The organism is Cyclobacterium xiamenense (assembly GCF_900109255.1).
GTDB lineage: Bacteria > Bacteroidota > Bacteroidia > Cytophagales > Cyclobacteriaceae > Cyclobacterium > Cyclobacterium xiamenense.
Genome location: NZ_FNZH01000007.1, coordinates 1 through 12,032 on the forward strand (window position 1 = coordinate 1; position 12,032 = coordinate 12,032).

11 protein-coding genes are annotated in these 12,032 nt (G+C 48.3%); 2 read left to right on the forward strand and 9 right to left on the reverse strand.

Translation table 11 applies throughout. From position 1 onward, the window contains the following. Nucleotides 1-1,719 (forward strand): T9SS type B sorting domain-containing protein (locus BMW71_RS18240; protein WP_143057679.1); only part of this gene is annotated, 1,719 nt, incomplete at its 5' end. A gap of 10 nt (nucleotides 1,720-1,729) precedes the next feature. After that, the gene (locus BMW71_RS18245; RefSeq protein ID WP_092177361.1) at nucleotides 1,730-2,701 is read left to right on the forward strand and encodes a PorP/SprF family type IX secretion system membrane protein; all 972 of its coding nucleotides are present in this window, start codon (nucleotides 1,730-1,732) and stop codon (nucleotides 2,699-2,701) included. A 24-nt stretch (nucleotides 2,702-2,725) separates the two neighbouring features. On the opposite strand, the gene BMW71_RS18250 is transcribed toward BMW71_RS18245, so the two are convergent. The 9 genes from BMW71_RS18250 to BMW71_RS18290 all read right to left on the reverse strand — a co-directional run bounded on the left by BMW71_RS18250 (nucleotide 2,726) and on the right by BMW71_RS18290 (nucleotide 11,945). Next, nucleotides 2,726-3,439, reverse strand: a complete 714-nt coding sequence (locus tag BMW71_RS18250; protein ID WP_092177363.1) for a sulfite exporter TauE/SafE family protein — start codon at nucleotides 3,437-3,439, stop codon at nucleotides 2,726-2,728. 2 nt (nucleotides 3,440-3,441) lie between these two features. After that, complete coding sequence (locus tag BMW71_RS18255; protein ID WP_092177365.1) at nucleotides 3,442-3,867, reverse strand: FixH family protein; 426 nt, start codon at nucleotides 3,865-3,867, stop codon at nucleotides 3,442-3,444. Nucleotides 3,868-3,878: 11 nt separating this feature from the next. Next, nucleotides 3,879-5,294: a cytochrome c oxidase accessory protein CcoG gene (ccoG, locus tag BMW71_RS18260; RefSeq protein WP_092177638.1), complete on the reverse strand. Its 1,416-nt coding sequence runs from the start codon at nucleotides 5,292-5,294 to the stop codon at nucleotides 3,879-3,881. 74 nt (nucleotides 5,295-5,368) lie between these two features. Further along, complete coding sequence (locus BMW71_RS18265; RefSeq protein WP_092177367.1) at nucleotides 5,369-6,295, reverse strand: cbb3-type cytochrome c oxidase N-terminal domain-containing protein; 927 nt, start codon at nucleotides 6,293-6,295, stop codon at nucleotides 5,369-5,371. Then, the gene (locus BMW71_RS18270) at nucleotides 6,282-6,473 is read right to left on the reverse strand and encodes a CcoQ/FixQ family Cbb3-type cytochrome c oxidase assembly chaperone (protein ID WP_092177369.1); all 192 of its coding nucleotides are present in this window, start codon (nucleotides 6,471-6,473) and stop codon (nucleotides 6,282-6,284) included. The genes BMW71_RS18265 and BMW71_RS18270 overlap by 14 nt, the downstream gene beginning before the upstream one ends. A gap of 12 nt (nucleotides 6,474-6,485) precedes the next feature. Next, the gene (ccoN, locus tag BMW71_RS18275; protein ID WP_092177371.1) at nucleotides 6,486-8,618 is read right to left on the reverse strand and encodes a cytochrome-c oxidase, cbb3-type subunit I; all 2,133 of its coding nucleotides are present in this window, start codon (nucleotides 8,616-8,618) and stop codon (nucleotides 6,486-6,488) included. A 1-nt stretch (nucleotide 8,619) separates the two neighbouring features. Beyond that, nucleotides 8,620-8,808: a cbb3-type cytochrome oxidase assembly protein CcoS gene (ccoS, locus tag BMW71_RS18280; RefSeq protein WP_092177373.1), complete on the reverse strand. Its 189-nt coding sequence runs from the start codon at nucleotides 8,806-8,808 to the stop codon at nucleotides 8,620-8,622. Further along, the gene (locus BMW71_RS18285) at nucleotides 8,799-11,252 is read right to left on the reverse strand and encodes a heavy metal translocating P-type ATPase (RefSeq protein ID WP_092177375.1); all 2,454 of its coding nucleotides are present in this window, start codon (nucleotides 11,250-11,252) and stop codon (nucleotides 8,799-8,801) included. Before BMW71_RS18285 ends, ccoS begins: the two co-directional genes overlap by 10 nt. 63 nt (nucleotides 11,253-11,315) lie before the next feature. Further along, a complete protein-coding gene (locus BMW71_RS18290; protein WP_092177377.1) occupies nucleotides 11,316-11,945 on the reverse strand; it encodes a hypothetical protein in 630 nt (209 codons plus the stop codon). Nucleotides 11,946-12,032 lie beyond the last annotated feature (87 nt).

The following is a 12,032-nucleotide window of genomic DNA, read 5'->3' on the forward strand; positions in this document are numbered from 1 at the left end:
GATAACGGCCAAAGCAAGACCTACGGGCAAGCCGATCCGACCTTTGCCTTTAGCAGCAGCGGTTTTGTAAACGGTGAGGACGAATCCATACTGACTGGTGCACTAAGTCGAGTACCCGGCGAAGATGTGGGTAGCTATGCGCTGACCCTGGGTGATTTGAGCGCCGGTGGAAATTACGTTTTTTCACTGGCAGAAAGCCAATTCCAGATTTTACCAAAAACCAAAAACGGAACACTGGTACTGGATGCCAACGGAATGGGTTTATTAGAGCCTTCCCTACTATTGGATCAACCCCTGTCTGCCGGACAGACGGTGATTCTGGAAACGAGTAATTTCACCTGCACGAATCTGGGTAACCAGGAAATAGACGTTACCATTCGCAACCCGAACGGACAGTTGTTTCCATCCACAGCAATGCTGCGCGTGGAGGATCAGACAGCTCCCGTCCCGATTACTAGCGACTTACCGTTGTTGCAGTCCGAATGCAGCATCGAAAGCCTGGAACCGCCAACTGCTATGGACAACTGCGGAGGCATCATTACGGGAACAGCGGATCTTGAATTACCGATTCCAGCGAGTACGGTAATTACCTGGACATTTACCGATAGGACTGGAAACAGCAGCACCCAATTGCAGGAGGTCATCATCGAGGATACCACGGCTCCGGTAATCGAATCGGTTCCTACGGATGAAACCATTTACTTAAACGGAACCTATGTATTACCGGACTTCACCGAAATAGCGGTAGCGCGAGACAATTGCGAATTGTCCCAATTCGTACAGCTACCAGCGGCAGGCACGCAATACACCGATTCAGAAACAATCCGGATTCAACTAATTGCAACCGATGCGGAAGGAAACGAAAGTAAAGTTGAATTTGAACGTCGTCTACTAAATCTCAACCTCATCGAAATCGAGGATCCGGCATTGCTGTCCATTGCCTGGAACAGTCTGTTGGAATCCATAGTTTTTCCGGAAACGATACAGGCACAACTTAGCAATGGAGAGATGGTCGACCTTCCGGTTCATTGGACGCTACCCGTACTGGATACCAAAATAGCCGGTTTGTACCAGTATTTCGGAGTACTGGAGCTGGGCGAAATTCAGAATCCGAATCAGCTGGAACCCATTCTCAGCATATTGGTGGCAGACAAAGCGCTTCCACAGGAAATCACCCTAACCAGCGATGCGTTTGAAGCAGATAGTGATCCGGGGACACGCATTGGAACCTTGAATACCCTGGACCCTGCGGACGACGTGCATGCCTATTCCCTGATTCCTTCCTCGGGTGACAACCAGTACTTTGGAATTTCGGGAACCGAACTATTCTGGAACAGCCGTGAAGCGCTCCCTGGAAAATCCACCTTTACCGTAGAAATCAGTAGTACGGACCGAGCCGGGAACACCCTTACACAGACATTCACGCTGCGTAGAAACCGAATGGAATTGGAAGCCATTTCGGTACCAAACACGTTTACGCCCAACGGGGACGGTTTCAACGACGACTGGGGAATCGACGATCTCCGGTATTACCAAGGAGCAAAAGTGGCCGTCTATGAACGCAGCGGCAAACGCGTCTTTTACACCGAAAGTCCGGATATACGTTGGGATGGAACCTATCTCGGTAAGAAGCTGCCGACCGGCACCTATTTCTGGGTGATCAGCCTGGATGAAATCAACGAAACCCGCAGAGGCGTGCTTACAATTTTTAACGATTAATTAAAGAAAGATGAAAAACAGCCAGACACAAAAAACCGTGTACCTCTTTCTCTTGATGCTTGCTTTACAAACAACCTATTTGCAGGCACAATCCAGAAAATACATCAGTCAATTCAGCCACTTTCAAAGCTATTTTAACCCTGGATTGACGGGGTACGAGGGAAGTGCCTTAAGGGGATTTGTACGAAACCAATGGTCCGGAATGGAAGGCGCACCAAAAACCTATTTTATCAGCGCGGAGATAGATTTTTCTGAAACCAAAGGATTGGAAGACCCTGCGCTAATGGGGAAGAATGCCTTCAGCTTGAATTTACTGCACGATACCTATGGGGCATTCAAGGAAACGGAACTACTGCTTGCCTACGCCAGCCGGGTGCGGCTGACAGCCAGGCACCAATTACGATTGGGGGCGGGCCTCAACTACCAAACGATCCGACTAGACGGAAATGCACTTACTAGTGAACAGGCCGGAGATCCCTTGATTGGGCAGTACGTAGGCGGGTTTTCCGATATGCAGATTTTTGATTTTAATTTGGGGCTTGCGCTTACCCATAAATCGTACTACCTCTCCTATGCCATGCACAACGTAAACAAAGGGCGGATTGCGAGTGGAGAGGAATTTATGGAGGGAAGGCCAGTCACCTATATCGCACAGGCCGGATACCGGGAAGCGCTTTCCTCCCAGGTCTCGCTGATTCTGAATGGATTTTACCGCAACCAGGAAGGCTTGCCCGACAATATCGAATTCAATGTAAAAACCCTGTTGGGCAACAAGCTATGGATCGGGGGTGGACATCGTTTTGATTATGCCAGCAATCTGCAGTTTGGTGTTGTGTTTGACAAGATACGACTGGGATACGTCTATGAATTTCCCTCAAACCGCAGCTACCTGCTGCCTGGACAAACCCATGAATTTGCGCTGGTTTACAGGCTGTTTGGAACCTATGAAAACTCATCCGACCACGCACCGACCATCTGGTAGGGATTGGTCTGTTCAGGCATTTGGTTATTCACAATGCGTAATGTTCGCATCCAAAAGCTCGGTGGTTTGGTTGCTGGCAAAGGAAAGTTTGGGACTTAAGTAGGGGATTCCCCAGCCCATCCCACGTACGATGAATAAAGCGCCCATGAGCAAAGCAAAATAGGGAACAAACCGGTTAATTTTTATCCGGAATCCCATGGAAAAAATGTTGCCGGAGATCATTAATAAAATCATGACCGGAAAGGTACCCAAGCCAAAAAAGAACATGTAGGCCATGCCTTGCAAGGGGCTTTGCATGGCCAAGGAAGCGACCAACGCCATGTAAACCAGCCCGCAGGGCAATAGGCCGTTCAATAATCCGGAAAAAACAAAGGCCCGGGTACCACCCGGTTTGATGGAACGACCGAGCCGGATTTTCAGTTGGGCCAATGATGTGGAAAAAACGGAATTAGCAACCCATTTTTCTGATTTGCGGTAGGAAAAGGCCATGAGCAGCAGGACGACCCCTGTAAGGATGGACAACCATTGTTGAATTCCTGCCAGGGCCATCGAAAAGCCAAGCAAGCCCACCAGACCACCTAAAAAGGCATAGGTGATCGTCCGGCCGGAATTGTACAGCAGTTTGTTTAGCAGGAACTTATTTTTATCCTTTCCGGCCAGTGCCAGGGCTATCGGTCCACACATCCCGATGCAATGAAACGACCCCAATAATCCCCATACAAACGCTGTCCAAAACATGCCTACAGATCAATCTTCTGTTCCTCGAAAAAGCCCTGCCCCTTTTCCTCCCAGTTTAGTTTTACCTTCCAATACCCACTTTGAAGGCTTTTGAGATTCACGGTGTTTGCGGCAGCATTTTGAATGTCTACGGCTATTTTTCGATCCATTCTCGCGTCCGAAGGCCGGAAGAGATGCAACTCGCCCTGCGCTCCAACGGGGAGATTCAGGGTCAACACCTTGCTCTGCGGATCAAAGCTCAGCGCATTTTTCGCTGAATGCTGCGAGTTGGTTACTTTATCAATGTGCTCTTGATACTTGATCTCTTCTTCGTAATAATTTTCCGTAACCAGGTGCAGGTCATCTTGTTTCATACATATGGTCACCATCGTGGCCATTACCGCCACAAAAGCGACAAACACTAAAATTATTCCATTTCCCCAATTCATCGTCTTTAGTTTTAGTTTTCTACCGGCCCCATAAAACTGGTTTTTATCCGGTCTATGGTTTCACCATTTTGTTGCAATAACAGGACAATGCTTTCCTGAGGCACCTGCATGGCTGCTTGTGGCTTTACCAGAAAGAATCGTCCTTCAAATTTCGATTGACCGTCTAAGGTCCAATCGGTATCTCCTACCCGTTCCAATTGGAAGGCAGGATCTTCGGGAACCAGGTTCACTTGCTGTTCGTCAAAGGTCTTATTGATCAGGGTTACCTCGTAGAGGTTGCTGATCTGTTCTCCCTCTCGTTCCTGAAAGGTCATCCCCCTGAATCGGGTCACCGTAGCTCCCAAATCTTCCCGGGTCGCCAGCAGGGCAACAAACCCGGCAATCAGGAGCACAAGTATGGAAGAGTACGCCTTGACCCTACCCGTGATTAATCGGGAAGAGCCTTTTTGAACACTCGTCTCCGAAGCGTAGCGAATAAGCCCGAGTGGACGATCTACTTTTTCCATGACCTCATCGCAGGCATCCATGCAAGCCGTACAATTGACGCATTCCATCTGCACGCCATTCCGGATATCAATACCCGTGGGGCACACTTGTACGCAAAGCGAGCAATCCACGCAATCCCCCAAAGATTGATCTTCAACCTTATTTTTTCGGATGGGTCCTCTGGGTTCTCCCCGCACGTAATCGTAGGTGACGTTGATGGACTGGTTGTCAAGCAATACGCCCTGAAGACGACCATACGGGCAAACCACCAGGCAAGCTTGTTCCCGAAACCAGGAGAATACAAAAAGAAAAATACCGGTAAATGCGATCAATCCCATGAAGCCAGCCAGATTTTCGGCCGGAGGTTGCTGAACAATCTCAAATACCTGATCGATTCCGATGAGATAGGCCATTACCGTATGTGAAATGAGCAAGGAGATAAGGGTGAATATCCCCATTTTCACGGTCTTCTTTCGGATCTTTTCCCCGTTCCAGGGCATGGCATTCAGCTTGCGTTGCTGGTTGGCATCCCCCTCGATCCAATATTCGATTTTACGGAAAACCATTTCCATAAAAAGCGTTTGCGGACAGGCCCATCCGCAGAAAACCCTGCCGAAAACCACGGTAAACAAGATGATGAAAACCACAAAAATCAGCAGCAGGAAAATCAGTAAATGGGTATCCTGCGGCCAAAATACTGCCCCGAAAATAATAAACTTGCGCTCAAAAATATTGAAGAGTAGCCAGGGCCTTCCGTCGATGCGGATAAATGGACCGGCAAAAAGGATAGCCAATAGCAGCCAGGAGACATAGGTCCGCCATTTGTAGAACTTTCCGGATACTTTCTTCGGATAAATCCAGTTCCGTCCACCGTCGCTGGTGACAGTACCTAAGGAGTCCCTAAATTTTTCCGGGTCGAGGCTTTCATTTTTTATCGCCATGGTTGTTAGTCGATTTTTTGTGTATGCGCGGTGCATAGGGTCGGAACAGTCGGTCCGACCCTATTGGTAAACACTTATTCTACAGGTTCCAATCCCAATTCTTCCTCTCCCAGGGCGTCAGCCGGTTCTTCAACCGCAGGGGTGAATTTTTCTCCCTGAGGTTCTTTAGGGTTTGCTGGTGTGGTGCCCTGAAGGGTCAATACGTAGCTGGAAACCTGTTGCATTTGCTCCGGGCTTAGTTGATCCTGCCAGGGGATCATTCCTTTTTCAACCACCCCGTATTTTACCACCGAGAATACATCCTTGATGTCTCCGCCATGGATCCAGTACGCATCGGTAAGGTTGGGACCAACACCTCCCCCGCCATCCATCGCATGACAGGCTGCACAGTTTCCGGTGTACAGCTCTTTGCCCGCCTCGATGGTAGGGGTCGTTGCATCAAATTGAACCGTGGTTTCATCGATAGCCGCCAGCATGGTTTCGCCTCGTTCCTCTTCTTCCAGCGCAGCGATCGCCAGTTCTTCTTCGTATTCTTCGTACTGGTTCTTTCCAAGGCCCAACACGGAATAATTCACAAAGTAGACCACCGCAAAGACAATGCTGATATAAAAGACGTATTTCAACCAGGGAGGCATGAAATTATCCAGCTCCACGATCCCATCGTAACTATGGTCCAGTTGGATGTCTTGTTCCTTTTCGATGGGCTTCATTTTGCCCGTAACAAATTTCTCTTTAAAGTTTTCCCACCAGGAAGGCTCTGCAGCGAGGACCGGATTGTCTTTTTTGATCACGGACATCAAAAAGGACAATAAATACAGCATGATGCCCATGATGATCACAATCAATAGCAACACCACACCGATGATAACCAACAATGTCAGTTGGCTGCTGTCCAATTGTTGCACTTGGGAGGTCCAGCTTTCTCCACTCTCCTGAGCAAATCCAGGAGTCGCCAGCAATAGGGCCATTAAACTGGCTCCAATGAGTTTAAACGTTTTCATGGGAATCATCTTTTTGAGGTTCATCTGCAAGGGGCATTTCTTTCATGTGGTCGATGTACTTTTTGTCGACACGCAGTACCCACCAAAACATTCCGATAAAGAAAGCAACAAATAGCAGAAGCGAGATAATGGGATAGATTTCGATATTTTCTATGGATCTTAAAATTTCTTTTTGCATGATCGGGGTGGATTAAGGGTTCGCACTGGTCGTTTTACTGATGTCGGTTCCCAATCGCTGCAGGTAGGCAATCAAGGCAACGATTTCGGTTTCGGGGAGTACTTCAACCCCCGATTCTTTCAGACCTGCCACAATTGATTCTGCCTGCGCACGCAAATCGTCGATGGCCGTTTCGTCGTAGCCCTCGGGATAGGGAACACCCAATTTCATCATGGTGCGGATTTTAGCACCTATCGAACTATGATCCATTATCGTGGTCGTCATCCAAGGGTAGGGCGGCATCAAGGATCCGGGTGACATGGTCCTTGGGTCCACCATGTGGTGGTAATGCCAGCTATCCGGGTACTTTCCACCCACCCGGTGCAAATCCGGACCGGTACGCTTGGAACCCCACAGGAACGGTCGATCGTATACAAATTCCCCAGCCTTGGAATATTCACCATACCGCTCCGTTTCATTCCGGAACGGTCGAATCATTTGGGAGTGACAACCTACGCAACCATTGGAAATGTAGAGGTCCCTTCCCTGTAGCTCGAGCGGTGTATAGGGCTCCACGCTGCTGATCGTCGGCACGTTGGATTTTATCAAAATGGTCGGAATTATTTCAACCACGCCCCCGATGAGTATGGCCACGGTAGCCAGGACGGTAAAAAACACGGGCTTTCGCTCCCAGGCCCGGTGCCAAAACTCTCCGCCGGTAGGCACGTGTTTGGCCAGAGCCGGCGCTTCGTCTGCCTCTTCTTCCTGAAACGAGCCAGCTGCAGCCGTTTTTATCAAATTATACACCATCAGGATTGCGCCAGAGAGGTAAAGCACCCCGCCGAAGGCCCGCAACATGTACATAGGTACAATTTGTATCACGGTTTCGAGAAAATTCGGGTAGGCCAACCTGCCTGCTTCTCCAAACTCCTTCCACATCAAGCTTTGGGTAAGTGCTGCCACATACATGGGTAAGGCATAAAACAAAATTCCCAGGGTACCGAGCCAAAAGTGGGTATTGGCTAGTTTCACGGAGTACAAATTGGTTCGCCACATCTTGGGCCACAGCCAATACAACATGGAAAAGGTTAAAAATCCATTCCATCCCAGTCCGCCAATGTGCACGTGCGCAACGATCCAATCGGTGTAGTGGGCAATTGCGTTCACATTTTTCAGAGAGAGCAAGGGGCCTTCAAAAGTAGCCATGCCGTAGGCCGTTACGGCCACGACCATGAATTTTAAAACAGGATCTACACGTACCTTATCCCAGGCACCACGCAAGGTCAACAAGCCATTGACCATCCCTCCCCAGGAAGGTGCGATAAGCATGACGGAAAAAGCCACACCCAAAACCTGTGCCCACTCGGGCAAGGCCGTGTACAGCAAATGGTGGGGTCCCGCCCAAATGTAAATAAAGATCAGGGACCAGAAATGGATGATGGAAAGCTTGTAAGAATAAACCGGCCGATTGGCTGCCTTGGGAAGGTAATAATACATCAGGCCCAAAAATGGCGTGGTCAGGAAAAATGCCACGGCATTGTGCCCGTACCACCACTGCACCAGCGCATCCTGTACGCCCGCATAGGCCGAATAACTCTTAAAAAGCGATACCGGCAAGGCCAGGGAGTTGAAGATATGAAGCACCGCAACCGTAACAAAGGAAGCCAGGTAAAACCAAATGGCTACGTACATGTGCTTTTCTCTACGCGTGATCAGCGTACCGATCATATTTGCCCCGAATGCCACCCAAACAACCGCAATGGCAATATCGATGGGCCATTCCAACTCGGCATATTCTTTGGATGAGGTCAAGCCCAGCGGAAGGGTAATGACCGCCGAAAGAATAATGGCCTGCCAGCCCCAGAAATGAAACCAACTCAGGGTTTTGTTCCACATCGGCGCTTTCAATAAACGGGGCATGGAATAGTACACCCCTGCAAAAATTGCGTTTCCTACAAAGGCGAAAATCACCGCATTCGTATGGAGTGGCCGTATCCTTCCAAAAGTGGTGTACGGGTTGCCCATATTGGCCTCGGGAAGAAAAAGCTGGGTCGCAGCGATCACCCCGATCAGCATACCGGCGAGCCCCCAGATAACGGTGGCTGCACCGAAGTATTTTACGATCTTATTATCGTAACTAAACTGTTCAAGTGTTGTTCCTGACATATCACTTCGTGTTTTTAGGTGTTTTTTTATTGGTTGTATGTTTTTTATGTGTCTTTCGCTCAAATAGTATGCGCATGGCAGGCGTGTGCTGATCGTCAAACTGTCCCCCTTTCATCGCTTTAAAAAACAGCCACAAAAACCCTCCGGCCATTGCCAAACTTACGCCAATCAATACAAAAATTACTTCCATCGTAGCTCAGTTTTTTCGTTCATGCCCTTTCTTCGGGCAAAATAGTTGGTCGCCAGTGTGGTAAATAAAACCACTGAAATACTGCTCGCCGGCATCAAAATAGCACAAAATACGGGACTTACCAACCCTTGCACGGCAAAGTAAATTCCAAGTGTATTGTAGGTGAAACTGAGTCCAAAACTACTTTTAATAATCTTTCTGCCCAGTTTTGCGAAATCCAGGTAGGCGGGTAAGTGGCGAAGTTTCTCCCCATCCAGTATGGCATCACTTGCCGGACTAAAATGAGAAATATTCTCGGTGACAGCGATCCCCACATGCCCTGCCTTCAATGCACCGGCATCATTCAGTCCATCGCCCACCATCAGCACCCGGTGCCCCCCTTCACGAAGTTGCTGAATTTGATTCAACTTATCTTTCGGGCTCTGCTGAAAATGCATGCGAAGTGCCGTACCCAGTTTTTTCTCCAACTCGGTTTTTTCATGATCCTGATCCCCCGATAGTAAATGCAGGGAATAATTGGAGGCCAATGCAGGAATCATTTCCTCCATGCCCTGCCGTATGCCACTCTCAATGTAAAACGTCCCCAAATGAACTCCTTCAATGACCAAATGTACTTCATTACCCGCGCTGCGGGCTTGCGGAGATGACTTCATGCCGGCAAACGAGGCCGAGCCCAGGACCAGTGACTGGGACTTGTAAACCGCCCGTAATCCTTTGCCTGGAATTTCCTCCACCTGCTCCAGTTTCACTGCCGGAACGCTCCCCAGCCAACGATTGATTCGGTTACTCAGTGGATGGATGGAATGGTTTACCAGTGCTTTTACTACCCCACGGGTTTCCTCCGAAAGCGATTCTCCCTGGTAATGTACCCGGGCTTTTGACGGCGCGGTCAGCGTGCCTGTTTTATCAAACACCAGGGTGTCTAATCCAGCTAATTTCTCAATTACCTGGGTGTTTTTCAGATAAAAGCCACGTTTTCCAAAAATCCGCATCACGTTTCCCAGCGTAAAGGGCGTGGACATGGCAAGCGCACAGGGACAGGTGATGATCAAAACGGCCGTAAAGGCGCGAATCCCCATGGAAAAGTCGTAAAAACTCCAATAGCTCAGCGCTCCAAATGCAATCAGGAGGACAGTGAAGGTAAACTTTCCGCTGATTCGGGTTGCCAGGGAGGCCAGGGAATCTTCTTGTTCATTTTTCGAAAATGCCTCGTTGTTCCATAAATCGGTCAGGTAGCCCTGCGAAGGAGATTTTTGAACCAATAACTGAATGGCAGCCCCTTTTTGCCGTCCTCCGGCATAGACCAAAGCGCCCTTTTTTACCAGTACCGGGACTTCCTCTCCGGTCACAAAACTGTAGTCGATTGTGGCTTCTTCATCGAGCAATACGCTATCCGCAGGCACCAACTCCTCGTTCCGCACCCGAATTCTATCCCCCACCTGCACTTTGGTCAGAGGGATCACTTGCTCTGTGTTTTGCGTCAATTTACTAACGCCGATCGGAAAATAGGAGGTATAATCACGGTCAAAGGAAAGGGTATCAAAGGTTTTTTGCTGGTACAATTTGCCCAAAAGGAGAAAAAACAACAGGCCGCCAAGTGTATCCAGGTATCCTTCCTGATCAATAAGAAATATTTCATACAAGCTATAGGTAAATAAGGTAACAATGCCGAGTACGATAGGTACCTCCATGCTAATGGACCTGTTTTTTAGCGAATACCAGGCATTTCTGTAATAATCCGAAGCCGAATAAAAAAACACTGGTAAGGCCAATACCACGTTGAGGTAGCGAAACAACTCCCTGAATCCCTGACCCAACAATTCTGCCTCAGAAAAATACTCTGGAAGACTAAAAAACATCATGTTTCCAAAGCAAAACCCTGCCACAGCAAGCTGGTATATCAGTTTTCTGTCAGCGGGCCGGGTTGTTTGCGGCACCATGTCCGATAGATTGATACGCGGCTCGTACCCGATTCCCGCCATCAATGCAACCAGCTCCTTCAAACTAATCTCCTCTTTAAAAAAGCGTATTTGCACTTTCTTCTCGATGAAATTAACCCGCGAATCAACCACTCCTTCGTGAAGTCTGTTAAGATTTTCCAACAGCCAAATGCAGGAAGCACAATGAATCAGGGGGACAAAAAACGTCACGTGTACCTGCTTTCCGTCCTGATAATCAACCAATTTGTCCCGAACGTCTGTATCATCCAGGTAATCAAACCGATTGGTCCGGGTATTTTCCTTCCGTCGGTTTGAACCCGGGGCATCGGACAGGTCGTAATAATCGCAAAGGTCGTTTTCACTCAGCACATCGTACACCGTCTTGCATCCCGCACAGCAAAAGTCTTTTCCCTCATGGTGCAGGATTTCCTCTTCACAGCGCTCACCACAATGGTAGCAGCTGATTTGAGCGAGTTGTTTAACAGGGGTAGATGTATTCTCCATTTGGCGGCAAGTTACTTCAGCGTCTAGCTCAAAAACATGACGAATGTCATTCAATATACTGATTTATATAGCCAAATAAAAGGAAAGTCTTTCGTACCACATGCCGCCTTTGTAAAAATGAAACAACACTTTCGCCAGATCGGCCTGATTGTTTTTGGTAGTGACCAAAAAGGTACACTGATGTTTGACCGCATAGGACCAAAAATCCCCAATTCGATTGAAATTAAATTTAATGAAGGACGTTTCAGCGGTGTGATTGCTCACTTCCTGAATGATTGCTTGCTCCTCCCTCTTTTTTGATTTGGGAATGAATGCCGGAGAAATAATGGTTGCTCTACTGTTGGAAATATTTTCTGAAAAAAGTGCGAGAAATTGTTTGATAATCTTTGCCGAGGCTGGAGTTCCATCGTAATGAAAGAGCAACCGTTCGAACGAAAGCTCCCGATCATACAATAGAACCGGCACCTCGCAAGGCTCGCTTTCCAAAGCTTTGGGGTAGTCCAATCCATGCAACCAATCCAATACCTCCGGTAAATGAGCGGTATATAGTTTAGCGGATGCCGGACCCAGTAGCTGTTGCGTGGTGGATACCTCCATTTCCCCGGTTTGGAATCCCATGGGTAAGGGACAGCCGTAGTGCGCGGTAACAATGTCTTCGGGAAAAGCAAAATGTACGTCCAACTTGCTCTGCATAAGCGTATCTTTTTTTACAAAGCTAGGCCTAGCAAGAAAGGTAAAGAGTGATTTTGGGAAGGGCCAAACATGATAAATATCATCTTT

Excerpts from the sequence above, each read along its gene's own strand:
- BMW71_RS18270 (WP_092177369.1), bottom strand. The coding sequence starts at position 6,473 with ATGCAAAAAGAAATTTTAAGATCCATAGAAAATATCGAAATCTATCCC.
- BMW71_RS18255 (WP_092177365.1), bottom strand. The coding sequence starts at position 3,867 with ATGAATTGGGGAAATGGAATAATTTTAGTGTTTGTCGCTTTTGTGGCG.
- BMW71_RS18245 (WP_092177361.1), top strand. The coding sequence starts at position 1,730 with ATGAAAAACAGCCAGACACAAAAAACCGTGTACCTCTTTCTCTTGATG.
- BMW71_RS18290 (WP_092177377.1), bottom strand. The coding sequence starts at position 11,945 with ATGCAGAGCAAGTTGGACGTACATTTTGCTTTTCCCGAAGACATTGTT.
- ccoN (WP_092177371.1), bottom strand. The coding sequence starts at position 8,618 with ATGTCAGGAACAACACTTGAACAGTTTAGTTACGATAATAAGATCGTA.
- BMW71_RS18285 (WP_092177375.1), bottom strand. The coding sequence starts at position 11,252 with ATGGAGAATACATCTACCCCTGTTAAACAACTCGCTCAAATCAGCTGC.
- BMW71_RS18265 (WP_092177367.1), bottom strand. The coding sequence starts at position 6,295 with ATGAAAACGTTTAAACTCATTGGAGCCAGTTTAATGGCCCTATTGCTG.
- ccoG (WP_092177638.1), bottom strand. The coding sequence starts at position 5,294 with ATGGCGATAAAAAATGAAAGCCTCGACCCGGAAAAATTTAGGGACTCC.
- BMW71_RS18250 (WP_092177363.1), bottom strand. The coding sequence starts at position 3,439 with ATGTTTTGGACAGCGTTTGTATGGGGATTATTGGGGTCGTTTCATTGC.
- ccoS (WP_092177373.1), bottom strand. The coding sequence starts at position 8,808 with ATGGAAGTAATTTTTGTATTGATTGGCGTAAGTTTGGCAATGGCCGGA.